The following is a 25733-nucleotide window of genomic DNA, read 5'->3' as shown; positions in this document are numbered from 1 at the left end:
AAAACCAACATTTGCATAAAAAATATGATTCCTCAATAAACTAAAATATTATACATAATATGACGTGTCAAAAGAAATTCATGCTTGTGATTAATATCAAAACAATTATCTTGGAAAATAAAATATCACAGAAACTCCAATCAAGACAATTACTGAACCAATAATTTCAAATCTGTCCGGTTTTTTCTTGTCAATCCAGTATCCCCAGATTATTGATGATACAACAAAAATTCCACCATATGTTGCATACACTTTACCAAAGTTTTCAGGCTGTAAAGTCATGACAACTCCATAAGAAAATAGAATTAATGCTCCAACCAATCCAAAAATTTTTGTTTTATGATCTTTTAGCCATTTCCATACTAAGTACCCTCCACCGATTTCTAATAATGCTGCAAAAAAGAATATGCCAAGAGTTGTTATTTCGACCAAATTTTTTCTCCTTTTCTTGGATAGTAGAAAATTATCAAAACTCCAATCATTGCAATTATTGCTCCAATAATGTCATAATTATCAGGTATCACTCCATCAACTAACCATCCCCAGAACACAGACATTGCAATAAAAACACCGCCATATGCTGCATAGACTCTGTGAAAGCGAGCTTTCTGAAATGTTGGAACTATACCATACAAGAATAACACAAATCCTCCAACTGCACCTAAAATCCAACTAAAGTCTTCGCGTAACCAAAGCCATACTAGGTATCCTCCACCAATCTCACAAAGACCAGCTAGAACAAACAACATGATGGAATATAAAATCTGATCAAGTTTTTCTGTCAACCAATATTTTCAATCCTGCAATGGTATAATAATAAACTTAGATCCTAGATTCATGTTTTAGATAAATTATAACCGTTGCAAAAAATCCAGAAGAATGTAATATGTGTATTTTTCCAGAATGTTATTGAGACAATAATTGGAAACAACATTTTGATATAAAGAATTTGATAGATGAAAACACTAAAAATTTGTTTGATTCACACTATTTTTGTAATCTTGAAATTAATGCTGCATAAATGAATGGTAAAATTGTTGTTACTTCTGCATGTAGAGTTGCATGTTTTGCATTTTGTGTCACTTTACCCCATGATATTGCCTCTTTAACTAATGCACCACTTAGGCTTCCGTCAAATTCTTGTGCAGTTGTAATGTAAAATGCATAATCTAGTCCGTCTCTGTATTGATTCCACCATAATGTATGATGTTTAGATATTCCTCCGCCAATCATAAATGCCCCTGATTTCTCAGCTTTGAAAATCAGTCCTGAAATAAGATTCGCATCTCCGATCATATTTAGTTTGAAATCATTATGTTTTTGCGTGAACATCCAAATTTGGCTTCCTACTGCACCATCCATTATGCCTGGAACTATTACTTTGACATCATTTTTGTATGCCCAATAGAGATAAGAGTCCTCTCCTAGATGTTTTCCAATCATCTTGGTTATGTCAGCTGTGGTCATTTCCTTTGTTCCCTTTTGATATTCTTCTTCCAAAAATGATTGGATCTTTTCTTCAATGAGAGGTCCATAACTCTCCATTGGAACAAGCACATTGCCTAATCTGTGTATACCTTGGTTTGATAATTCTGCATCATCCATTGTAAATGACCCTTCTTTGTAATGTGAAAAATGTTTTGCAATGTCATGATCCAATGATCCACATGTGACCATAGCTACATCAAACCATTTGTTTTTGATCATATCCTTGATGATTCCTCTGGTACCTGTAGAAACTATGGCTGCAACAAATGAGACAAATTTCAAACATTGTTTATCTGAAATCATATCAGTCAGTATATCTAACCCGTCTGTTAAATTCACTGATTCAAATCCTCCTGATTTGGACATCTCCTTAAAAATTTCCTCTATTGAGGTGTTTGAGTCAATCTGGATATCTTTTACTGGATTCCCTGGTTCTATCATTACTTGCTATGTTAATACTGAGTATAAAATTATGCCTAGTCTAAATTCAAAAACTTAAACTTATATTTTGTCTTTAAATTAAATCCTGAATTCTAATTGTTAAAGTTTTTCAATTTCAATAATGATACCATAATACTCTGTAAATGAAATATTTACAATTCTAAGACTAAACCTTTGTAAAATTTTTTCTACAATTGCGAATTGAACTTCATTTTGATTTATTTTGATTGCTCATGATTAGTATATACAAGATTTTGAATAAAAACAAAACATATGATTCCTCAGAATGATCTAAATACTATTTCTGGATGATTATGTATGTTTGGAACTCTCACCAAACAACTAATCATTGTTGGTTTTAAGATCCAAATTTTTGATTTGTTTGTAACATTCAAACTATTCCCATTACTAATATTTGATAATTTTTGACAAAACAATAGCTACTTTTCAATAAAACCCATTATGTATTGTTAGCATGGTTTGTTAATTATTGACCGAATCAATTGTATCATGTACCCACTGTATGTAGACTATGCATTTGGAGTCAGCTACTCTTATTCGTGTCATTATTATGATTAACAATAATTTAATTGGATTTTGTAACAGATATCTATACGTTTGAGGTTATCTTGTGGTCATTTGATGATACATATGCGTATGAGAAATTGTGTAACAACTGTATTAACTAACTATAGTGCGAATAACTGATTTGGTCTATTTTGTTGTAGGCTCAATTGTCTTCCATATTTCATAGGATTCAAACAGTCCTTTGATTGCGTGCACATATTGTGGAGACTTGTAGTTCTTCATTTTCAATATCTTGCTTAACTCCCTCTTGCGCAAGGTTGTTTCAACCTCTCTTCTGTGTTTGTTACAGTATAGTCCTGATTCTCGACAATCCGGACAATGCAGATATTTGGAATAGTCCATGAATCAGCTGGAAGTTTACATGGTTATAGACATTTCTCATAAATCATTTATCTTGTGTTTTATTAGGCAGTGTTTTGTGGCTTAAGAAGTTTGGTGGCTCTACCAAGTCAATTTGTATCATAGATCAAATTTTCTGACGGAAATTTCTCTTGTGGCTGTTATTTTGATTCTCTTATAAAGAATCCATCTGATCTTCCAAAAAGAATCTCATTGATTACATATGAGATTATGGTTTGATATCAAAATTAGTAATTTAAGATGCTTGAAACATTTATTGCTTGATTGAAAAAACCTGAACCCTGTGATTAAATCCATCGGTAACAAAGATTTTTCCATCCTTATTGATAGCCATGTCATGTGGTTCATTAAACTGCATATCTCCTATACGTAATCCTCCATTTTCTCCATCTAAATCTCTGCATTCAGAATTCTCATCCATCTTACAAAAAGAACCAAATTCAAAAAGCCTAACGCCATTTTTTATATCAAAAGCAATTATGTTGTCATGTGTGCCACCATTAGTGACATACATGATATTTTCATGTATGTTCAAACCCCGTGGTTCATCAAAAATAATTTTACCCTCTAAATCATTATTGATAAATGAGTTAAGCCAATTGCCATCTGAATCAAAAACCTGAATCCGATTATTTCCATGATCAGACACATAGACAATATCATTATCATCTATTGCAATTCCGTGTGAGCTTATGAATTGGTCATTAGATATTCCTAGCCCGCCCCATTTTTTTAGAAATGTTCCATTTGAATCAAATTTTTGAACAAAAGAACTAGTCACGTCCGTAACATAGATGTTGTTTTGACTATCTAGTGCAATATCATAAGGTGCATGGAACTGACCATCACCTTTTTCCAGTGGCCCCTCTTCATCAGGATCATAGCAATATTCCCCTGATAAAGCATTACACAATGAACCAAATTCAAATTTTAGATTTCCATTATAATCTAAAACAATTATCTTTTGGTGTCCTAGATCTGCAATGTAAATATTATCATTATCATCTATTGCTATTCCGTGTGGACTTTCAAATTTTATTTGTGGATTTTTTTGGCCACCGATTTGATCAAGAAAATTCCCATCTGAATCAAATATCTGAACTCTATTGTTTACTTGATCAACAACATAGAGATTACCTTTGCTGTTTATTGCAATTCCATTTGAGATGTGAAATTCTTTGTCACCCGATCCATAATGTCCAAACTGTGAAATATAGTGAATTGGATTAATCTCCAAATCAATTTTATCGATATCAATCACTTTATCATTTTCTTTGACTACTAGTTGCACTTGTTTGTGAACTCCATTTGTATATGTGTGATAGATCTCTTGATTACCAACAATATTTTGTTTATTTCCATCACCAAAATCCCATTGATATTCATATTTATCAAAATTATATCCATTAGTATTGTTGAAACTAGAGGTAAAGATTATTGGAATGTCAACATAGTATGGACCTGCAGTTATTGGAGTAATCATTACTTTGGGTTGTATAGGTTCACTAGTAACCAGATAAGCTGAAATCCCGATAATGATTGTTGCAATTACAATGCCAATAATAACCAATTTTTTAGTATTGGATTTACCACTATTCAACAATACTTAGAAAAATATGTATGATTAAAGTATTATGAAATTAGAGATACAAAAAACTAAGACATTACCTGTCTACTCTGAGTGTTTCTCTCTAGCATAACCTCTCGTTTAGAGATTAGAATCTCTTATTACCAATCATGATCATTTCAAATCATGAAAGTAACATATGACAAAACCATTTGCACTCATTCTGCCAATTGTGTAAAGACATTGCCATCGGTATTTCAGGTAAAAGATGGAAATTTCGTCATAACACAAGATGGAGCCACCGAAGAGCAAATAAGAAAGACAGTAAGTCAGTGTCCCTCAAAGGCTTTGAAGATAGAGTAATTATCTAGTGCAAGTTATCAATAGAGTTTGATTCGTAGATGGAGTGAATCCACTTTATTTTAGATTCTCAACATCTGTACTGTATTACAAAGGAATATGGTTTGTTACGAAACTATATTGATGTCCTTTAATAGTAATAACGATACACAACAAGTGATGACAAAAATAATAAAAAAAGAACATGTAGACGGTTTTAGTAGAGATACAATTCTGTTGGGAACCAAAGAGACACGACTCAACTAGGGTCTTTTCTATATTTTATATTCAATTAGATTCAATTTTAGGATTATTTATTCACCAAATCGATATTGTAAGAATCCAATTAGTTAGAATTAGAGTGACAAGATATCATAGTAGAAAAGATTATCCAATAACATGATTAAACAGTATAATTGTGAATTTTTTAAAAATCATCCAAATGGACTTAACTATCTATATGCTTGGTATAAAACACCATTATACTCTGCCTTTATCAAATTAATCTGGTTTCTTAATTGAATGATGTTTGAGCTATGCATTTCTACTTGTTCATTAAAGTTCGAAGGTCTTTTAGAGTCATGTAGTAATGAACGTAGTAATTCCTTTGCGTTGTTTAGTTCCTTTTGTAGTTTTGATATTTGGGTTTCCAGATCAGATACTTTTTTGCTGGATTCAGAGTTGGCAGCTGGGTTTACTTTAATACTTGCAGGATCAGTTGCTGTTATCTTAACGAATGTCATTTGACAAGAATTTGGTGCAATTCTGTCACCTAGATTAATGTTGGTAGTTTCAATATCTGAAGAAATAGTTATTACTGGTAATCTGACCTGAACCTTTCCAGCACAAACCTCAAAGATTGTATCATATGTGTTGTCTCCCACAATTGCTTTTTTTACTGCTATTATGTTGGCTAACTCACCCTCAATTGGAGTACCAGTGAAGGATAGCTTTTGAATATTGTACTTTTCTTTTGGTACTGCATGGACGGTAAAGTACAATCTGTATAGGTCTTCTTTAGCATCGTTTAGCTGTTTTCTTAGTTCAGAAATCTTTGAGCCTTGGACCACATCAGGTGAGTCCTTGGTTCCAAGTAATTTTTTTGCCATGGCAAGTTCTTTTTCAAGTGAGGCTATTTTGGTCTCTATCTCTGAGAGATTCTTTGAGATATCGCCCTTGTTTAACAGTGTGACCTTAATTGAATTTGGATCTGCGGCCTTGATAAAGGTGACACTAAGAACACATTTGTTTGGTTCAATGTTTTCTGGTATCTCATAGTGTTGTGTCTCACTGTCTGATTTTATTAGAACATCTGGAACGTAGATCTTTTGAGTGGCACATACCTCAAATGCAAAATTATATCCTGCTGTAGGTGACTTTGGAGTTAACTTACCAAACTGTGTCTTTACTGGCTCTGCATATAGTTTGTTTATTGTTCCCAGAGAAATACTTTCTTTGTTTAGCTGAAGGCCTAGAGCGTTTTGATCTACTGCTTTTGACCATCCATAAGAGACAAGCTTTGATACACTATTTGGTTTGACACATGCAACAGAGTTGGTTACTTCTCTGAACACCTTGAACATTCCACTTTCACATACTATGTCCTCTGGAGATATTCCTAAACTGGTTTGTTTTTTTGGAGGTATGATATCTGCAAAAGAATCTTGCATACTGATCCCTGCTATCATAAAAGATACTACAAATAATACAAAAATAATTGGGACTTGTTTTCTCAAGGTATCAAACTCCTTTTTAATTGGATAAAAAGATTTCCCAACTATCATCTTATTTTGATTATTCCTTGATTTATCATGTATTCTATTGCTTGAACATACTCAGAGTCAGAAATCAAACCTTGAGACCACCATTCGGCATTTATCTTTATCCATTGTGGGATTACATACTTTGGTGCAGTTGGCGATTTTGGAATGGCAGAAACTGCTATTGATTCTTTGCCTGTACCTTCTGAATTTATAGCTGAGACCTTAAAGTTGTAGGATGCATCATTTGTCAATCCAGTAATTATTACCTCAGGAATAGTATCTGATTTTGGTATGGTAGTAAATGAGCTAGAACCAGTAATTGATTGAATGATTTTGTATCCTGTAATTGGAAAGCCATTATCAAATGGTTTACTCCACGATAATTTCACTTGATTCTCACCAACAGTTGCTCTAAGATCACCTATCTGTGTAGGTACCATTGATGTTGTTTTGGATTGAGGCATTGGTGTAACGTATACAATGTTGGATTCAGTACCTATACCACCTGGATTAACTCCTAATACTCTGAATCCATAAGGTATGCCATTTGTAAGGCCATTAATTGTTGCAGTTGTGGACTTGCCAATAATGGAATGAGACACAAATGAATCCGCACCAGTCCTAAATTCCCTTACTATATACCCTGTAATGTCATCTAGTGCATTAGATGATACTGACCATGATAAAGTTACCTTGCTATCTCCAGATACCGCCTTGAGACCCGTTATTATAATTGGAACCTTGTTGTTTGGGGTGACTGATATTAAATTCGATTCCTTTCCAATACCTACAGAGTTCACTGCAGATATTTTAAAATCATAAGTTACATTGTTTTTTAGACCACTGATTGTGGCTTTTTCTGAATCTCCGATGTTAGTGTATGTTGTAGTTATGGCAGATCCTTTCTCATTTACAATAATTCTATAGCTTGTAATTGGTGCCCCATTATCTGATGGTTCAATCCATGAGAGAAACACCTGACCGTTACTTGGAATACCAACCACCCCTCTTACCTGGTTTGGAACTGTTGCAATAACTGACTTTGAAGGGGTTGCAGAATCAACATTAGAGTCAGGACTTTGGCCTATTGTATTTACTGCATTTATTTTAAAGGCATATGATACATTGTTTGTCAATCCAGTAATTTGTGCAGTGATTGCTTTTCCGTCAACTGTCTTTTTCTGGAAGTTGTCAGTTCCAATTTGCCAATATGTTATTTTGTAGCTTGTAATTGGTGAGCCATTGTCATTTGGTTTACTCCATGATAGGTTCACCTTACTGTCTCCTCTTGTTGCAATAAGGTTAGTGATTTGGTTTGGAACATCAGTTGAGGGTGCAGTGGGCAGGGGTTTGGCAGATGCAATATTGGAATCTACACTTTGACCTACAGAGTTCACTGCAATCACCTTGAAACTATAAGAAATGTTATTTTTGAGTCCAGTTGCAGTTGCCTGGGTTGTCGTACTTAGGTTAGGAAAAGTGGTAAACACATCAGAGCCAGTCTCCCATTGTATTATTTTATAAGATATGATTGGAGATCCGTTATTGTAAGGGGCAGTCCAGGATAGACTAACTTCGCCATTTCCAGGAATTGCAATCAGATCAGTTATCGGTTCAGGTACTGAAGAAGTTTGAGCAAAAATTTCATTATCCTGTGAAATTATTAATGAAATAGAAGACAAGAAAACTAGAGTTAATAGAAAATTAATTTTATTTAGCATGTTACTCACAGTTAGGTATATGTATTAAGTATGATATGATGATTTGACCCATAATCATTTGAAAGCCTCTAATACCTCAGGATTAAATTCTAGATGGCTATTTTTTCGCAGACTTTTGGATATTGAAGACAACATTCTTTGAATCAAGAGTAGTCATCCTCAACAAATATCCATGACAAGCCCATCATATCCATTGCAGACGTGTTTTGTCTTGATACTGTGTTAATGTGAATTTTTTCTCTTTCTTTTACTGGTGTTTCTACCAGAGTGTTCATAGGCTCAGATTGCCTTGGTTTTAAAGTTAAACTTTGCATGATGAATCATCGATGACTGATTATTACAGTATGACTAAGGGTTTGTGGTATGCCTTTTTTTAATGAAATGACATTCAAAGTGAGAGCAAGAAAACTAAAATATTAAAGTAAATTTCTTTAATCAAAAATAATTAATTATGTATTCTCAAAACGTGAATGTCAATTAACACATATCATTTATTTTCTGATAATTCTACCCAAGTACTTGCTCTAGGATTATAATGAATATATTCTCAGGATTTTTTGCATTTATCTTAGTAGCACAATTCCTACATGTATTTTCTGGAACATCTTTGCTGGTACCATCCTTGTAGATTATAATGCAGTCATTCAGATAGTTGATGTTCTTGTAAAGCACAAAATTTGAAGATTTCAAAAAGTCAATGGAGTTGATTAATAATATCATGCAAAATAGAAATTAGTTAAATCTGGAAAAATATAATCCTGTATTTTAACTAGATTTAATTCATGTCTATCATTGATCTGTGTATATTTTAGTCACAAATGATATGCTCCCATCGGGATTTGAACCCGAGTCTTTGGCTTGAGAAGCCAAAATGCTTAACCGGACTACACTATAGGAGCTTGCTAAAAATGAATCCAATCTTAATTTAAAGGAAATGTTTTGACTTTGCATGAATTTGTGAAATTTTGTAAGTTTCTTCCTTTATAGAAAATTAATCATATTCAATTACATGGATCTTCAAAAATTTGTCAAAGAACAAGGTTTATCTGAATTCCCAATTGGATTAGCAGGTTGCCAAGTTTCTGATTTTAATTTTGATTCTTGTGATTATGATATTGTTGTATTTGATGAAAAGTCAGAATCTGAAAAAATCATTAAATTTGAAAATAATTTTGTCATGATTCATCATGCATCTTTATCTGAAATCCAATCAAAAAAACTACTTCAATACGACAACCTTCAAATCATTAATGATGAGTCGTGGGATTTACGAATGCTACTTTCTAAAATTAAAGAAAAACGTTCTTTATTATTCATGGATTTTGCAAAAAATTGTTTAATTGAATCTCTATTCTGTTGTCAAAAAACTAAAGAATCTATTCAAACATCAGATGTATTTGCGCCTTGTTGGCAAAAATGTGCTACTTATTATTTAGCTGATGCCATATCTGCAATTAACCATCAAAGATCAAGTCCTTCTCATATGCTTGATTTACTTAGAAAGTTAAAGAAAACTCTTATCAATAAAAATATCTCTATAGTAACCCAAACAGTTGGAATTGAGAGATCGATTCCTACATTACTTGAACGTATGCTAAAATCAACAATTGGTTTTTCAGATTTAATTGAAAAAAATAACCATTCTCAAATTATTCAGCAAAAACACGATTTTTTTGTAAGAAATTCGATGCTTTCTGATTGCTATTTTTATCTAGGTTATATCAATAAAGAAAACTTTCTAAAAATCAAGGATAATTTAAGTCAAAGACAAGATCTTATCTATCTTCTGAAGGTTGCTTTTGACATCGAGGTTGATGAAAATCTCTTAGAACAGCAATCAGAAACTGTACAAAAATCAGCAAATTCCATTCTTGAGATCATTTCAAGTGCCTGACATTCTATGTCCATGTACTAACCTTTTAAAAGAAGTAAGATTACTGATTTAGCATGGTAGATCAAGCATGTGGATGCGAAGCAGCCAGCGGAGATCCAGATTATTCATGCGATTGCGCAATGCAAGGTCATTGTATATGCAGTGCTGATTGCAAATGTTCAACAAGTGTTTGTAAAGAAGCTGTCGGACAACTATAATTCGATAGCAGCTTTAAAACTTATTTTTTATTTTTTATTTATTCATTCTTCATCTTGTTCAAAACCCCATGATTTTACTAACTCTTTTTGGAACTTGTCTGCCTGTTTTTCATCTAGTGCAAATCCACAGTTTTTGTGTGTAGGAACTACTGTCATCCCATCTAGTTTGAATTCCACTTCAAATAAATGGACTTTTGAACATTCACACATTTCTGGAATTTCTGTACATTTTCCTCTATATTTGCTTATTTGCGTAGTAATGATTACCTCTTTTTACCACTTTTCATAGTTGAACAACGTTTAACTATCTGTTTTACCATTTTTTTTATAGATTGAAAGTACTTTTACTATTTTCCATAATCACCGTATTTCTTTTTGGATCTTTAGTGTCTTCTTCAGCATTTGCGCAATTCTCATCTGCTGGCGGTGTTGATAAAGCAGGATCATGGTATGCAGGTGAAGGGCTCAAACAAGGCGATTTCTTTTCTTATAGCATGTGTCATGTAGATTACAAAGAATGCGCAAATTTTGAAATGGATATATGGATTAAAGGTGACAAACAGGTTGGAAGTGAAACTAAATGGTTATCTGAAGTTGTGGTTTATGATGGCTCTAAAGTAATTGTTGGTGAAATGGAGTTAGGAAAAATTGCACCTGAACCAACAGGTGGTAGTTCAGAATTAGGCGTTTACCGTGGCGCATTCAAATCTTCTGTAGTCTGGCTCTCAGCATTTGCAACATCTGACGATAGTTCTGGTGGAAAAGGTCCAAAAGAATTCAAATCTGCATCATGGGGTAAGATTGGAAACATTGGAGGTGAGCAAGTTATTCCAAGAGCAATTGAAACTATTACTGTTCCTGCAGGTACTTGGGAGGCTGTTCAAATGTATTGGAAAACTGGTGGAATTGGAAGCAAAGTTTGGATAGTTGATGGTTTCCCATTTCCAATAAAAGCTAAAACTTACACACATGTATCAGAAGGAATACCTCCCACTGAATATGAATTTCGATTATTAGAGTATAAAGAAAATGTACAAGAGAGCCCATTTAAGGGAATAGTTTCAACTACAGATGAATTTAGAGCGGCAGGATGTGAAACTAATTTTGAAAAAACAGTCAGCATAAAAAAACCCACACATAACTTTGATTACCAAGTCCACATCTTTTATGGTCCTGAAGATCCAGTTACAGGCTGTGAAATGGAGTGGCTTATTAGTTTCATTAGTAAGTATGATGATACTGAATTTTTGAATCAAGTTCAGTTTGATTTTCTAACTGTTGATGAAAATCTAACTCCTTTAAGATCAATTGCACAAGAACAAGGTAAAAAATTCCTATACTCTCCATCTGGGCAACAAATTGTTGATATACTTGTAAAAGAAAAACCAGGAACTGCCAACTATGTGATTTGGATTTATGGATTGGCACCTGAAGGAATTGCACCTTCTGGATCTTCTGATTATTTGAAAGTACAAGTTCCAATTTATGATTCTAATGGTGTGTCTCCGGCTCAAGAAATTCCCTCCTGGATCAAAAACAACGCAGGCTGGTGGGCTAATGGTGCAATTGATGATAATTCATTTGTCCAAGGAATTCAGTTCTTGATTAAAGAAAAAATAATGAAGATCCCACCAACAACTCAAGGCTCTGGTGGAACTACAAATGACATACCATCTTGGGTTAAGAACAACGCAGGCTGGTGGGCTAATGGTTCTATTGGAGATTCAGATTTCATCTTAGGAATTCAGTTCTTGATTAAAGAAGGAATAATGAAAGTTCCTCGAAACACTTAAACTAAAACTCCAAGTGGCTATCGACCACAATCTTTGTTTGATTGAAAACTATAATGTCTTACATTCAAATTACTAATCTCTGTTAAAATAACGAATCGATATGGTGGGTTTTTTCAAACAACCAAAACGTCATCTCAAAAAATTACTAAAAGATGGCGAATATGACAAGGCAGTTGCGTTTGGAAAGAGTTTGGAATCTAAATATTCTGATGATCCTGATTTCATGTTTATCATGGGTAGTGTTTTCTTTATAGTGGATGATGCCAAAAAAGCATTACCTTATTTTGAAAAAGCTTTTCAATTAGATAATAATGATGTTGAGATACTTACTCTGAAAACTAATGTTCATTTGGCTTTAGAGCAAAAAGATGAAGCCATTGAATGCTGTAGACATATCTTAAAACTTCAGCCCAAAAATTCTGAGGCTCAAAAACTTTTAGATGATCTTGAACATATCTAATTCATTAGACTATTCTTTTTTCTTCATCTCATAGGCGTTTTCCATCAACCAATCACAAAACGCTGTAACTTTATCATTGAATTCTGTCCAAATGTGTACTGAGTGAGGTAGAATATCTATTTTCCAATTCTTAGTGTAAACCCTTACTCCTTCTTTATTTTCATACATGTATGCATCTTCTGTCTGGATATCTCCTAGAATTTCTTTTGCTTTTTGTTTAATTATTTCCCTGTCGATTGGAAATCTCTTTCGATCATAATCTACAATTAAACTCAAATCTCTTTTTCCATACATATCAAATTCTTCAATTCTTCCTTCTTTTGGAAAGTTTACAATTAATTTGATGTTGTATTTTTTTCCAACCTCCTTTCCAATCTCTACAATTCTTGCATATCCAGTAGCTGGATTTTTCTTTAGAAGAAATATAATTTGTGCCAAATCTTTTTTTAGTTGATTTTGTAAATCGGTCACAATTTCTGAAAATATCATAGTATTCCTTTGAATAATTCCTATTATAATCATTAAATTTGACTCAAGATTGGTTTTTTTAGAACTTGGATTAACTCAGAATATGGCAATGCCGATGGATTATGACGGAATGAGAACAGGCGATGAATCAGAGAGAACTGATAATGTCGATGAATATAGACGAACATGTATAGATTTTATTGAAGACATCTCACATGATTATGAGGCTTGGGTTGACTATTACAAATTACCTGAAGATGAAGATAAAAGAAGACGTGCAGGTATTAGATCTACCATTAAAAGAACAAATGAATGGATAGCAAAAGTTGCACAATCCATTAAAGCAGTAGATGTTGTTATGAATGATGGAATTCAAAAAATGGCAGAATCGACTGCTGGTAAACCTCTTGAGATTGGAGTTTTTGTAAATCATAGATCTGGCTACACTGAAACCCATCCTGGAATTATTGATGTAAATGTTAAAGGGGTTGGAAGAAATGGAAGAAAAATGAAACTTGGATTTCATTTTAAAGATGATCGATTTAGAATAGAATCAACTTGTGGTGCATATTTGGATGAGACTGATCTACCTACCCAGGAATTTGATATGATGGATATTCATCTTAAACTTCATGCAGAAAATGGTAAACCTCGTGATGTCATTTCATTTACTGTAACTATTAGTGAGGTTGAAAATGATGTTGAGTTTGATAGACGAGGAATATCAACTATAGTGCATCTGGTATGATCTACCGTAAAATTGCTTCATCAATATATCCGATAAACTTTCCAGTATTTTCAAACTTTAATGAATTAATTTCTTTCAAATCCTTTATGGAATTCATCTTTAGATATCCTTCTGATGCAGTGTATAATACATTGTCAATATAGAATGTTCTTGCGTTGTGCATACCATAATAACGTGAATCATTATCTGAATGAACAACTTTACCTTTAAGATCAAATCCCTCTAGACTATCTAAATAATATACATAGAATCCACTCCAACGATTATAATCTGGAGCGATTCTTTTGGAATTTGAATCATCGTTAAGATTTTTAATATCTCCTGTAATTGGAATTGAGAGAAGACTTTTTGTTTTATCAAAAAAGAATGCTTTGTGATCTTGCAATGATTCTGAGTATGTAGAACTGTCTCCAATTATTACATCTTCTATTACTCTTGGATTGCTCACATCTGAAACATTAAACAACGCAATTTTGATTCCTAGTTGCTGAACTCTGCCACCTTCAATCTCTTTTGTGTCTCTACCTATACCAATAATATGTTCATTGTCGTATGGATGCAGATAGTTCGAAAATCCTGGAATTTTTAACTCGCCTAATATCTTTGGAGTATCTCTAGATAAATCGATTACAAAAAATGGGTCGATTTGTTGGAATGTTACTAAATATAGTCTGTCTCCCATGAATCTGGCTGAATACACGCTCTCATCAGGAGCAATCTGGTCTAATTTACCTACAATGTTAAGCTGCTCATCTAAGACATAAACTGCATTTGCACGAATGATTCCTTGGTATTGAGTATAATGTTCAGTAGTTGTAACGACTCTAAATCTATCTCCGCTTTGATCCATGGAGAATTGGTTCAGTAATCTTCCAGGAACTGAACCTTTTGCAATATAGTCTATTTTATCCTCATTAATTGATATTTTGTGAATAATCGTTTTGTTTGTATCTTCTTGGATTCTTGTATCATATTTATTTAAGGCCTCTTTGATTCTCTCAAAAAGATCTTCTTTTTCTTTTTTATCCATTTCGTTGTAAGATTTTTGCATTAATTCGGAAATTTTTATCCATTGTGTGGATGAACTAATTGATGCATCATTTTGTATTGCTTTGATCTTTTCTTGGATATCGCTTGACAGCAGTGGAACTATGACATCAAAGAATCTATCTCTAGCTGAACTCTCATAAAACCCCAAGGGCATATTTTGCTGATACGTCAGATAAAAGTTATCCTCTGATACATAGATAGATCCAGTATATCCCATTAGGAATGTCTCTGAATTAATTGTGTCTCCGAATATATCTATTGCAGTTAGCGTGTTAAAGTTTGAAAATTGTTCTACATTGTCAAAGTAGAATGCTTCTGGTGTCATGATTCTGACTGAATCCTCCATTATCACTGGAAGTTTTGGATATTGATAATCGATGTTGCTGTTTGTTACAAAATATACATAATTTCCAATCATTCTGGCATCGCTGAAATGACCATCAATTGAATAATCTTTGAGAATTTTTGGACTCTCTTTATCTGAGACATCTACTATTAATGCATGTGTGACTGAACTATATGATCTTCTTGGAACAAAGTCATATTGTGGAATAATTTCATCATCACTTTGACCATTGTAAAATATTACCAATCTGTCTTTATTTAAAAACATGTTCTGAATATATTGAGATTCTATGTCTAATGCAATTTTGAGAACAAGTTTTGCTGATTCTGCAGGATATGCATCAATAATTGAAAGTGTGTTTTGTGAAACAATGTATACATATTTTGAATCGTTTTTGAGATAGTCTGGCTCATCCACATTTTCAACTTGAACATTTGTAGTTGAATACTCTGAACCTCTAGACTCTGTTTTACCTGCTACTGCTCCTTGAGGAACTGTAGCAGGTATTGGTGCACCTACAAATCCATCTGATTCCATAACTGCATTATCTATCATCATTCTAGTTGAAAATACCCTATCATCAAAAAATTGCCCTTCAAAAAATGTTGATGCTTTAAGAATATTTTTTAATTCTTCTTGCGAATCTATTTTTTTGATATCGTGAGTTCCTTCAAAATATTTTGAATTTTCTTTTTCTACATAGATAATTTCAGGTGCAGTTTTTTGTAAAATTTGAGGTTCCTGCTCAACACTAATGGAGTATGTTATTGCTGCTGTGACTATTACCGAAATGGCTATTATTATTGGAATCGTTATTTTTGAATTCATCTTCTCTTCATATTACTCTGTTTTTTAACACTAGAATTTAGTGATTGTTATTCTTTGATAATTCTGGATAAAAGGTTTAGTTAAATTGTAATTTTACCAAACACTTTACATACGTATCATTTATGCAACCTGTTTGATGTCTTCTGATGACTCTTCTGATAGGTGACTTAAAATCAAAATAGTTTAACTATGATTTAGCGTGACTTGAATCGTCACTCTTTTTTCTTTGGCTCTTTCTTCTCCAGGGTATTTCAACTCTGAAATCTTTTCACTTAATTTTTCATCTGTGACTAATTTTGCAATTCCTACAAATGTTGTATCCTTGTATTTGATTTGTACTTCTGGATTTGCCATTGCATTTTTGAACCAATCTCCATCTGGTTTATGTCTTGAAAAGTAAATCTTTCCGTCATACTTTACTGCGCGTAACATTACTGTGTGGCTCTTGCCTGTTATTCTTCCTTTTGTAATGAGAGTTGGCCTGAATAATTCCTCCTTTATCTCCATATGTGACTTTCTTCTGTCAAGTAATTTAACCTCATTGATAGAAATTTCTGATATTTGGTATGATAAGCAAATCTTTTGATGGTGTATTATGTCTATAAAACTTGAGGGAATGCCTGCAAATACTACCACTGCCGATACATTCACTGGAAAGAAAGTGATTGATAGGGAAGGAATTGAGTATGGTAAAGTTAAACACATTCACATTAACTCTGATACACTTACAGTTTCTGGCGTTACAATCCATCAGGGTTTCAACAAAGACTATTTTCTTTCAGAGGATTATATTGATAAATTTTCTGAAGAAACACTGCTTCTTAGTAGGCCCCCTATCAGAACTGGGATTCCTGTAGTAGATCTTGATCGTCATAAAATTGGTAAAATAAAACGATTACATCGAAATCCTGATACCCATGAATTAGAATCCATTGAAGTAAGTGACGGTCTATTACATTCAAAGATTTTATCCAAATCAGAAATTTGGGGGATTGGAGAAAAAGTCATTTTAGGAATGACACGAGATGCATTCAAAAATCTTGACTAGTATTTTTTGATTTTTTTTAATTAATCTGCTTTTTAGTACAAACTGCACAAACAGGAATTCCATCCTGGATAATCACATCTACATTAGATGTGTGACATTTCTGACACAATCCTTTCATATTACTCTTCTTTAGTTGGTCTTTAAATTTTTTCTGAGAACTAATTGAACTAAGCAATTTATAATTGACAATTGCGATCAAGATATTGTATTCCATTAAAACAGAATCTCTAACAAAATCATTTGGCAATGTAATTGCAGTAAATGATGTTTCTTTCTCAGTTGAAGAAGGTGAGATTTTTGGGTTTTTGGGACCTAATGGTGCAGGCAAAAGTACCACAATGATGATTCTAACTACTTTACTAAAACCAACATCAGGACAAGCTCTAATTTCTGGATTTGATGTCATAACAAATGCAAAACAAGTTAGAGAAAATATTGGATATGTTCAACAAGAATCAACAGTAGATGAATATTTGACTGGGAGAGAAAACCTTTTACTGCAAGCAAAACTAAACCATATCCCAAAAAAAGAAATTAACAAAAGAATTGACGATGTATTGGAATTAATTGAATTGACTGACAAACAAGATCAGGCAGTTGTTACTTATTCTGGTGGGATGAGAAAGAGGTTGGATATTGCAGGTGGTCTTTTACATCGGCCTAAAGTATTATTTCTAGACGAGCCTACAGTTGGACTTGACATACAAACTCGTAGAAAGATTTGGGAATATATTAAAAAAATCCATACTGAATTTGACATGACTATTTTTCTTAGCACTCACTATATGGAAGAAGCAGATAACCTGTGTGATAGAGTTGGAATAATAGATGGTGGAAAGATACAGATTATTGATTCTCCGACAAATATGAAAAATGCTATGGGGAATGAGGTAATCTCAATTGTTGTAAATGAGGGTGAGCATACTTTTTTCTTATCTGAGATTGAAAAAATTGAATTTGTTAAAAAAATAAAAAAAGATGGATCTAAACTGACTCTTTTTGCATCTCATGGAACAGAAATAATCCCAAAAATTTTTCAAATTTCATCAAAATTTAATATCAAAATAATCTCTATCTCACTAACTCAACCCACACTTGATGATGTATTCATTTCTTATACCGGACATGAAATTCGAGATGATGAATCTGGATTTAATAGGAAACGTGAACACGCAAAGATGAAGAGGTTACGTGCATGAATACTTTGATGTATGACACATACACAATTTTTTGGAGAGAGTTAAAGAGATACAAAAAATCACGCAGTGGTGTTTTGATTAGATTGATCCAACCTGCAATATGGATAATTGTAATTGGAAATACTTTTTCAGGCACTCAACCTTTAATTCAGTCAGTTGGATTTGAGGGTGAATACATTGAGTTTATGGCACCCGGTGTTATAATACTTACTGCGATTTTTACTAGTATTTTTGGTGGCGTCAACACATTGTGGGATAGAAGATATGGTTTCATGAACAAGGCATTAACGTCTCCAATTTCCCGTTCTTCTATCGCACTTGGAAAAATGTCTGCAATATCTTTAATTGCAGCTATGCAAGCTAGTTTGATTCTGGGAATTGCACTGGCAATTGGTGTATCTTTCCCAAATCCTATAATGATTATTCCTATTATGATGATTGTTATTTTATTCTCACTGGGATTTTCTGGAATCTCTGTAATGGTTGCGGCAACTGCCAAATCTCAGGAAACATTTTGGGGTGTGATCAATTTTCTTGGAATGCCTCTGTTTATGTTGAGTCCTGCATTATTCCCATTGGAGTTACTTCCTGATTGGCTTGCAATTATTGCAAAACTAAACCCTGTAACATACACTGTTTTACTAGTTCGAGAAATGATGACAGGCATTTCTGAGGGTGGAATACCTATACTTCTTAGTCTTGGCATACTAGTTGCATTTGTACTTGTAATGATTACACTTGCAAGCTATGTCTTCACACGTGAAGTAAACAAGCCTTTTTAAGAAAAATGATAAAAAAATTATATAATTACTAACTTTGAAGATATTTGTAAAATTTTTACAATTATCTTTGTTGACATGTATTAACTATATTGTATTGATATTTTCAATAATTTTGCTATCTGGCGCATTAATTCCATATTCTTTTGCTCTGGACAACTATTATTCACTCTCCGAATGGGATCGATTTGGAATTGCAAATTAGGTCCTTTTTCATACCATGAATTTATTGCAGTGGATGATTAAGAAAATATTGTTCCTTGATTGATTGTAAATAACTATAATCATGATTTTTAGTTGGAAATAATCTAGTTTTTTTAAGCTCTTTTTCTATATAGATTTAGCTATCAATTCCTAACTATATTCTATCATTAGAAAACCATGACACAGCTTATAGGTAAATTTTTTCTATCCTAAGTTAATGACTTTGAATAATATGCACAACATTGTAATTTTTAGTATTATTGTATCGTTGGTAGCAACTTCTTTCGGATTATCAAATGTATACGCTGAAGAAAGTGAAATGTACAATATGGTTGGTCATGTTACTCCAGTTCTAACATTTACATTCAGAGATGGGATTGAAACATATGAATTTCCTGTATTTAAAATGGGTGAAAATTTTATAGATAACTCTGGGGTATCATTTTCTGTAGAAGGAACTGTTACTAATTCTCCATTATTGCACCAAGCAATGGATCAAGCATATCAATATAGACTTTCTAGTGCGGTATATGATTATCATCTAAAATACTTTGACGTTGATGTAGATTTTATAAAAGAGAATAAGTCTGTAATTACTTTACATTACCGTGATTGTACAATAGATAATTATCAAGTTGAGACCCTAGATTCAAATGATTATGAAAGCTATTTTGCAAAAACTGGTTTTGCAATTGTAGATAAAATTGACTTTGAATGTAGCGGAATAAATAAAAAAAATACCATATCTTCATCAGTAATTCCATCATTTACTGATTTTGGTAAATCTGGATTCAAATTTGCAAATAATGTAACAACCTCAGTAACTTTTACGTTTGAAAACGGAGTAGAGAAAATTGAATTTCCTGTTTTTAATCTAGTTTCAGGTTACGAAGAATCTGCTGAAAATGTAACTGCAGAATTTGAAGTAGAAGGAATTTTGGATTATTATCCATTGTTGTACAATGCAATTGATAAATCCAGACAAGTATCTGGACTTACTACTGCATCAAACATTGACTTTGACGCATTAGTAGAATTTACTAATGGCGAATCTGTATTGAGAGGTCTTGATTTTAAAGATTGTAGGGTATCTAATGCTGAAATCACCACTAGAACAGATAAAGAAGAAGGATTCACTGGAAAGAGTGGATTTGCAATTGTTAATAAATTAACATTTGCCTGTGCAGGAATTAAAGGAGTTAATACCAATTATGATGATCTTAGAGGAGATGCTACTACTTGGAAAACCACACATCTCACAAATGAATATGTGGAACTAATTCAAAATACTGACCAAGATCTGAGTGTAATTACAACATTTACTTTTACAGATGGTATTGAAATAATTGAGTTCTCTATGTTTAAGCAAAGCAAAGTTCTTGGAGAAAGTACCCCTGATTCTACCTTCATAGGAAAAGCAATCTATCCAACATTAGAATTACGAGGAGTAGTAGGAGATTATCCAATGCTTTACAACAATCTTGATGAGAATCGTAAAGTTCAAGGTGTAGGTGGAATTCAAAATAAAGATCTAGTTGACATAGATGTTGATTTAGTATCTGTTGAAGGTGTAGTTCGTGGTTTCAACTTTGAGGATTGTAGAGCAATTGCCTATAACGTTTCTACAAACACAAACAGTGAAGAAAGCTATGTCAAAAACATGTTTGCACTAGAAAATATCTTTGAGTTTGAATGCCAAGGATATCATCCAAACAACCCTGCATATGATGCGATGTTTGATGTAATAAAGGCAAATACTGAAAGTACAACCGATCTAAAAAGCACTGATCAATGGGCTGCTGATTTCACAGTTCGAAAATAATTTTTTTCCTTAAAAATACAATTTCATATTGCGATCATATGATAATTTTCAATTTGACTTCTTTCTATATAGTACAATAGACTTTATGTTCCGTAGCTTTATGTCTAGACCTATCATTGATAGTTTATGGGACAATGGTTATCGTGGGTAAAATCTAATGAGAAAGAACTCTTAATCCTTCTTGATAATTTAGCAAAGAAAGCAGTTGAAACCTCTGAAGCCTTGGTGGTTTTATTTTCAGATCTAAGTAATGTAGAACAATCTAAACAAATTCATAAGCTTGAAACTGAGGCTGATGAATTAACACGTGATATCTTTTTTGAACTAAACAAGACATTCATCACTCCGTTGGATCGTGAAGATATGCAAAGGATTGCATCTAAAATTGATGATGTAATAGATTTCATGGATGGAATTTCTGCAAGGGTGTATAGCTACAAAATCTCTACACCTCCTCCATACTCTCAGGATATGGCAAAAGAACTTGTTAAAGCCACAAAAGAAGTAGAATACATGATTTCAAAACTTCAGCATATGAAGAATTCTAAAGATATGATTGAACATTGTAGAAATACAAGTAAAATCGAACATGTTGTAGATGATATGTATATAGAAGCTATCAAAGAGTTGTTTGAAAGCAATGATGCAATCAAAATCATAAAACTAAAAGATATCTATGAAACAATGGAAACTGCATCTGATAGATGTGTTGATGTTGCAGATGTCATTGAAGATATCGTTCTAAAATACACTTGAGATGATTAAATGATAGAGATAGCAATAGGTGCAATTATTGTTGCATTAATCTTTGATTTTGTTAATGGCTTCAATGATTCAGCAAATTCTGTTGCTACTGTAATTGGAACACGTGTTTTAAAACCAATACACGCAGTTGCCCTGTCTGCAGCTGCAAATTTTATAGGTCCATTTATTTTTGGTGTGGCCGTTGCAACCACAATTTCTAAAGGAATTTTGAATCCTGACGATGTAACCGTTTACATGGTTGTTGGTGCTTTATCTGGTGCAATTGCTTGGAGTAGTTTATGTACATATTTTGGTTTACCAATTTCTAACAGTCATTCTTTAGTTGGTGGAATTATGGGAGCAGGCATTGCTGTATTAGGTTTTGATCAATTACTATTTGATGGTCTTCAAAAAGTAATCACAGGAATTATAGTTGCTCCCACAGGTGGCATAATTTTTGGATTCTTGTTAACTGGATTAATCATAACCGTCTTTGCTAATCGTAAACCTGCAATTGTAAACAGAACTTTTGGACGATTACAAATTATATCTTCAGCTTGGTTTGCTTTAACACATGGTGCAAATGATGGGCAAAAAACAATGGGTATTATTGTTCTAATTTTATTTTCGACAGGTTTGATCCCAGAACTTGATATGCCACTATGGGTAATTTTTGCTGCTGCTTCTGCTATGGCACTAGGTACATTCTTTGGAGGATACAAAGTTATCAAAACATTAGGTATGAAAATTGCAAAACTTAAACCATATCAAGGATTTGCCGCAGAGACTGGCGGTGGTATTATGTTGGCAATCTTTTCAACCTTGGGTGTTCCTGCTAGTACTACTCATGCTATTACCGGTACCATTATGGGTGCAGGAGCTGCACGGAGAAAACGTGCTGTACGCTGGAAAGTTGGAAAACAAATTGTATTTGCATGGATAATCACGATACCTGGGAGTGCTGGAATGGCCATAGCATTTACTTATTTGATTTATTTGTTTATTTGATTTCAAGTAATACCTTGATTTTTATTTCAGCAAAATTTTTCTAACGTGTTCTCATGGATATTCTACAACTAATACAATCAAATTTACTAACTCCTGTAATTCTATTTTTTCTATTTGGAATAATTACTGCCCGGATAAAATCTGACTTGAAAATACCTGAAGCAATCTCAGAATTTTTACCAATTTATCTTCTTGCAGCAATTGGACTTCATGGTGGAATCGAGATGAGAAATACTGGATTTGAAAATATGTTGATCCCAATGCTTGTTGCAATTGCTCTCTCTTTGTTGTTTACTTTAAATCACTATCAAATTTTGAGACGCTTAGGAAAGTTCAATATTTTTGATTCTTATGCCTTGGCATCTACATATGGTGCTGTAGGGGCTGTAACCTTTTCAGTTGGATTGTCATTTCTTAAAAATCAGGGAGTTACATCAGAAGGATATCTTGCAGCAATTCTTGCAGTGCTGGAACCTGTTGCATTCATCATGGCGATATTTTTGACAAATATGGCAGTCTCAAAGCAAATTCGAACAAAAAAACAGTCTTTTACAAAAGAAAATGGATCTGATATTGATGTAGGAGTTTCTGAAACTAAGACAAAACTTTCTCAGGTATTGCATGAATCAATTACTGGTAAAGCAATAGTGATTCTTCTTGGCAGTATTGTAATTGGCTATGTTATTGGAGAATCTGGATTTGCTTCAATCAAAATAGTTTTTGATGAAATGTTTACCGGCGCTATTGTTATCTTTATGATCGAAATGGGAATTATTGCAGGACAAAGACTAGATGACATCAAAAAAGTTGGAATCTTTCTTACTGCATTTGCTGTGATCATGCCTACATTTAATGGAATTATTGGAGTATTGGTTGCTGCTGCAATGGGGTTGAGTCTAGGTGGTGCAGTCATGTTTGGATTACTATTGGCTAGTGCATCATTTATTGCAGCACCTGCAGTACTACGCCATGCAATACCTCAGGCAAACCCTAGTCTTTACATTACATCAGCATTAGGAATTACATTCCCATACAACATCATTGTCTTATTGCCCATTATGTTTACTGTCTCTACTTTTGTACACAATACAGAAGGATCGATAGACTTATTCCATTTTATTATAAAGGATTGGATATGAAACTATACAATGTAAAATTACTTACCATAACTTGTGAAATTCTTGCACAAAAAAATGTTATTGAGATTTTAAAAAAACACGAGATAACTGGATATACAACTTATGAAGTTGATGGAAATGGCGCACGTGGAATTCGTGGTCAAGGATTCAAAAATGAAAAGAATGTCAAAGTTGAAGTGATTATGAGAGAAGAAAAACTATCTGATGTAGTTGAAGAAGTATCAAGAACTTTATTTGCAAATTTTGCTATAGTGCTTTATGCAAGTGATGTCAGTGTTGTTAGAACTGAAAAATTTTAACAATACTTACCATCTGCGCATAAAACAGGAATTTTTTTACTTGTTTTTGTAATGTTTGAGATTAGTTCTGACAATTGCTTACTTGAAATCATATATATCGCCTTTTTTCCCACATCTCTTGATTTTACAATTCCACATTTTTTTAATGTCTTTAGATGATGTGATATTAGTGGTTGACCTTTCTCTAGTTTTTTAACAAAATCATTGACACACAATTCTTTATTTTCTTGGAGTAACTCTAAAATCTCAAATCTTGTTTCATCACAAATACATTTTAAAAGATTGACTCCATTCATATCAATTAAAATTTATATAAACTAATATTTATATGATTATGTGAATAATATTAAGAATGTACTGCTTGTGTGCGTAGAAACTGTTGGTAAAAGCCAGATGGCTGAGGCATTTTCTAAAAAATATGCTCCTGATAAATCTTATGCTGTAAGTGCTAGAACAATTACTTCAACCCAACTAAATCATATGGTCAGTCAAGTGATGAATGAAATTGGGATTGATATGAATGATCACAAACCAAAACCACTGTCTAACAATATGATTAAGAGTTCCTCCAAGAGGATCAATATAGATTGATGAATAAAAATTTCTGGCCAGCGTTATTTGTCAAAGATGTTTTTGATTGGAATATTTTAGATCCAAAAGAAAAACCCTTGAATTATGTGCGAAAAATCAGTGATCAAATAAAATGTGAAGTAATCAATCTAATCCAATCACTTAAGGGATGATATATTGACCTATTCTAATTTACAAATTTTTATTGTTGAATTAATTGGAACATTCATTCTTGTAGTTTTTGCTACCGGTTCAATTGTATATGATGCTGAATCGTTTGATGGTAGTCTGGGAATTCCATTTGCAGCATTAGCTCCATTTATTGCATTATTGATTGGTGTGTATTCTTTTGGAAAGATATCTTTAGCACATTTCAATCCTGCAGTTACAGTTGGATATTTTATTACTGGACATATAACAAAAATTCAAATCTTATATTATTTTACAGCTGAAATCATCGGTGCGATATTGGGTTCTCTTTTTGTAATGACAGTTATAGGACGAAAAGCAAATCTTGGAGTAAATGCACCAAACTATGATTTCTCAATATTCTTGATCTTCCCAATTGAGGTATTTGCATCTGCAATGTTGATGGGGGTGATTTTTTATGTTGTGTATACAAAAGGCTTGAAAGGATTTAGTGGAATTGCAATTGGTGGAATAGTTGGATTAGATATATTATTTCTGGCTTTTATCTCTGGGGCCTCAATGAATCCTGCTAGGGCACTTGCACCTGCCTTATTGTCTGGGACTTTTGAGAATCTTTGGATCTATTGGAGTGCACCCTATATTGGAACTATAATTGTAGCATTTCTATTTCGTAAGAAGTTTCAAGCACAAAGGGCCTTAAATTACGAATAATAATGACCT

At 33.0% G+C, this 25733-nt stretch carries 29 protein-coding genes and 1 tRNA gene; 17 read left to right on the top strand and 13 right to left on the bottom strand.

Features of this window, described 5'->3' with window-relative positions; translation table 11 throughout:
* Positions 1-105 precede the first annotated feature (105 nt).
* The 4 genes from OEM44_07570 to OEM44_07555 all read right to left on the bottom strand — a co-directional run bounded on the left by OEM44_07570 (position 106) and on the right by OEM44_07555 (position 4477).
* Complete coding sequence (locus OEM44_07570) at positions 106-432, bottom strand: YnfA family protein (protein MDH3516657.1); 327 nt, start codon at positions 430-432, stop codon at positions 106-108.
* Positions 420-785, bottom strand: a complete 366-nt coding sequence (locus OEM44_07565; protein ID MDH3516656.1) for a YnfA family protein — start codon at positions 783-785, stop codon at positions 420-422. The genes OEM44_07570 and OEM44_07565 overlap by 13 nt, the downstream gene beginning before the upstream one ends.
* 202 nt (positions 786-987) lie before the next feature.
* Positions 988-1929, bottom strand: coding sequence for a deoxyhypusine synthase (locus OEM44_07560; GenBank protein ID MDH3516655.1), 942 nt, complete (start codon positions 1927-1929; stop codon positions 988-990).
* 1201 nt (positions 1930-3130) lie between these two features.
* Positions 3131-4477: an SMP-30/gluconolactonase/LRE family protein gene (locus OEM44_07555; GenBank protein ID MDH3516654.1), complete on the bottom strand. Its 1347-nt coding sequence runs from the start codon at positions 4475-4477 to the stop codon at positions 3131-3133.
* A 153-nt stretch (positions 4478-4630) separates the two neighbouring features.
* Between OEM44_07555 and OEM44_07550 the strand changes: the two genes are divergently transcribed.
* A complete protein-coding gene (locus OEM44_07550) occupies positions 4631-4807 on the top strand; it encodes a (4Fe-4S)-binding protein (protein MDH3516653.1) in 177 nt (58 codons plus the stop codon).
* Between the two features lie 428 nt (positions 4808-5235).
* Here OEM44_07550 and OEM44_07545 read toward each other — a convergent pair whose 3' ends face one another.
* From OEM44_07545 to OEM44_07530, 4 genes are all read right to left on the bottom strand, one after another.
* Positions 5236-6567, bottom strand: a complete 1332-nt coding sequence (locus tag OEM44_07545; protein MDH3516652.1) for a hypothetical protein — start codon at positions 6565-6567, stop codon at positions 5236-5238.
* Entirely contained in the window at positions 6564-8228 is a 1665-nt protein-coding gene (locus tag OEM44_07540) for a fibronectin type III domain-containing protein (protein MDH3516651.1), read from the bottom strand. The genes OEM44_07545 and OEM44_07540 overlap by 4 nt, the downstream gene beginning before the upstream one ends.
* A gap of 182 nt (positions 8229-8410) precedes the next feature.
* A complete protein-coding gene (locus OEM44_07535) occupies positions 8411-8581 on the bottom strand; it encodes a hypothetical protein (GenBank protein ID MDH3516650.1) in 171 nt (56 codons plus the stop codon).
* Between the two features lie 510 nt (positions 8582-9091).
* Positions 9092-9166 (bottom strand) — tRNA-Glu (locus OEM44_07530).
* Positions 9167-9276: 110 nt separating this feature from the next.
* Between OEM44_07530 and OEM44_07525 the strand changes: the two genes are divergently transcribed.
* A complete protein-coding gene (locus tag OEM44_07525; protein ID MDH3516649.1) occupies positions 9277-10161 on the top strand; it encodes a hypothetical protein in 885 nt (294 codons plus the stop codon).
* Between the two features lie 53 nt (positions 10162-10214).
* Complete coding sequence (locus OEM44_07520) at positions 10215-10358, top strand: hypothetical protein (protein ID MDH3516648.1); 144 nt, start codon at positions 10215-10217, stop codon at positions 10356-10358.
* A 42-nt stretch (positions 10359-10400) separates the two neighbouring features.
* On the opposite strand, the gene OEM44_07515 is transcribed toward OEM44_07520, so the two are convergent.
* A complete protein-coding gene (locus OEM44_07515) occupies positions 10401-10535 on the bottom strand; it encodes a hypothetical protein (protein ID MDH3516647.1) in 135 nt (44 codons plus the stop codon).
* 209 nt (positions 10536-10744) lie between these two features.
* On the opposite strand from OEM44_07515, the gene OEM44_07510 reads away from it, so the two are divergent.
* Together OEM44_07510 and OEM44_07505 are read left to right on the top strand one after the other, a co-directional pair.
* Positions 10745-12151, top strand: a complete 1407-nt coding sequence (locus OEM44_07510; GenBank protein ID MDH3516646.1) for a peptidase — start codon at positions 10745-10747, stop codon at positions 12149-12151.
* A 100-nt stretch (positions 12152-12251) separates the two neighbouring features.
* Positions 12252-12611 carry a tetratricopeptide repeat protein gene (locus tag OEM44_07505; GenBank protein MDH3516645.1) on the top strand — a complete coding sequence of 120 codons (360 nt, stop codon included), beginning with the start codon at positions 12252-12254 and terminating at the stop codon, positions 12609-12611.
* A gap of 9 nt (positions 12612-12620) precedes the next feature.
* Here the strand turns inward: OEM44_07505 and OEM44_07500 are convergent, their stop codons facing one another.
* Positions 12621-13100 carry a hypothetical protein gene (locus OEM44_07500; GenBank protein MDH3516644.1) on the bottom strand — a complete coding sequence of 160 codons (480 nt, stop codon included), beginning with the start codon at positions 13098-13100 and terminating at the stop codon, positions 12621-12623.
* An 82-nt stretch (positions 13101-13182) separates the two neighbouring features.
* Here OEM44_07500 and OEM44_07495 point away from each other — a divergent pair, with 82 nt between their 5' ends.
* Positions 13183-13827 (top strand): hypothetical protein, encoded by a 645-nt coding sequence (locus OEM44_07495; protein MDH3516643.1) that lies wholly within the window; start codon positions 13183-13185, stop codon positions 13825-13827.
* Position 13828: 1 nt separating this feature from the next.
* Here the strand turns inward: OEM44_07495 and OEM44_07490 are convergent, their stop codons facing one another.
* Together OEM44_07490 and OEM44_07485 are read right to left on the bottom strand one after the other, a co-directional pair.
* Positions 13829-16051, bottom strand: a complete 2223-nt coding sequence (locus OEM44_07490; GenBank protein ID MDH3516642.1) for a beta-propeller domain-containing protein — start codon at positions 16049-16051, stop codon at positions 13829-13831.
* A 183-nt stretch (positions 16052-16234) separates the two neighbouring features.
* Complete coding sequence (locus OEM44_07485) at positions 16235-16558, bottom strand: nitroreductase/quinone reductase family protein (GenBank protein MDH3516641.1); 324 nt, start codon at positions 16556-16558, stop codon at positions 16235-16237.
* 88 nt (positions 16559-16646) lie between these two features.
* Here OEM44_07485 and OEM44_07480 point away from each other — a divergent pair, with 88 nt between their 5' ends.
* The 8 genes from OEM44_07480 to OEM44_07445 all read left to right on the top strand — a co-directional run bounded on the left by OEM44_07480 (position 16647) and on the right by OEM44_07445 (position 24293).
* The gene (locus OEM44_07480; protein ID MDH3516640.1) at positions 16647-17099 is read left to right on the top strand and encodes a hypothetical protein; all 453 of its coding nucleotides are present in this window, start codon (positions 16647-16649) and stop codon (positions 17097-17099) included.
* Between the two features lie 203 nt (positions 17100-17302).
* Entirely contained in the window at positions 17303-18298 is a 996-nt protein-coding gene (locus OEM44_07475) for an ATP-binding cassette domain-containing protein (GenBank protein ID MDH3516639.1), read from the top strand.
* Positions 18295-19080, top strand: a complete 786-nt coding sequence (locus OEM44_07470; protein MDH3516638.1) for an ABC transporter permease — start codon at positions 18295-18297, stop codon at positions 19078-19080. Before OEM44_07475 ends, OEM44_07470 begins: the two co-directional genes overlap by 4 nt.
* 418 nt (positions 19081-19498) lie before the next feature.
* Positions 19499-21103 carry a hypothetical protein gene (locus OEM44_07465; GenBank protein MDH3516637.1) on the top strand — a complete coding sequence of 535 codons (1605 nt, stop codon included), beginning with the start codon at positions 19499-19501 and terminating at the stop codon, positions 21101-21103.
* Between the two features lie 126 nt (positions 21104-21229).
* A complete protein-coding gene (locus OEM44_07460) occupies positions 21230-21859 on the top strand; it encodes a DUF47 family protein (protein ID MDH3516636.1) in 630 nt (209 codons plus the stop codon).
* Positions 21860-21868: 9 nt separating this feature from the next.
* Positions 21869-22855, top strand: a complete 987-nt coding sequence (locus OEM44_07455) for an inorganic phosphate transporter (GenBank protein ID MDH3516635.1) — start codon at positions 21869-21871, stop codon at positions 22853-22855.
* A gap of 53 nt (positions 22856-22908) precedes the next feature.
* Positions 22909-23994, top strand: a complete 1086-nt coding sequence (locus tag OEM44_07450) for a sodium-dependent bicarbonate transport family permease (protein ID MDH3516634.1) — start codon at positions 22909-22911, stop codon at positions 23992-23994.
* The gene (locus OEM44_07445) at positions 23991-24293 is read left to right on the top strand and encodes a hypothetical protein (GenBank protein ID MDH3516633.1); all 303 of its coding nucleotides are present in this window, start codon (positions 23991-23993) and stop codon (positions 24291-24293) included. Before OEM44_07450 ends, OEM44_07445 begins: the two co-directional genes overlap by 4 nt.
* Here OEM44_07445 and OEM44_07440 read toward each other — a convergent pair.
* Positions 24290-24589: a metalloregulator ArsR/SmtB family transcription factor gene (locus OEM44_07440; GenBank protein ID MDH3516632.1), complete on the bottom strand. Its 300-nt coding sequence runs from the start codon at positions 24587-24589 to the stop codon at positions 24290-24292. The genes OEM44_07445 and OEM44_07440 overlap by 4 nt on opposite strands.
* Positions 24590-24686: 97 nt before the next feature.
* Here OEM44_07440 and OEM44_07435 point away from each other — a divergent pair, with 97 nt between their 5' ends.
* From OEM44_07435 to OEM44_07425, 3 genes are read left to right on the top strand one after another with little or no spacing between them, the layout of a single operon-like run.
* Positions 24687-24884, top strand: a complete 198-nt coding sequence (locus OEM44_07435; protein MDH3516631.1) for a hypothetical protein — start codon at positions 24687-24689, stop codon at positions 24882-24884.
* Positions 24884-25036 (top strand): hypothetical protein, encoded by a 153-nt coding sequence (locus OEM44_07430; GenBank protein ID MDH3516630.1) that lies wholly within the window; start codon positions 24884-24886, stop codon positions 25034-25036. The genes OEM44_07435 and OEM44_07430 overlap by 1 nt, the downstream gene beginning before the upstream one ends.
* Before the next feature lie 4 nt (positions 25037-25040).
* Positions 25041-25724, top strand: coding sequence for an aquaporin (locus tag OEM44_07425; GenBank protein ID MDH3516629.1), 684 nt, complete (start codon positions 25041-25043; stop codon positions 25722-25724).
* The last annotated feature ends 9 nt before the right edge of the window (positions 25725-25733 follow it).

It is taken from the genome of Nitrosopumilus sp. (assembly GCA_029862745.1).
GTDB lineage: Archaea > Thermoproteota > Nitrososphaeria > Nitrososphaerales > Nitrosopumilaceae > Nitrosopumilus.
This window is presented reverse-complemented; position numbering and strand designations above follow the sequence as displayed.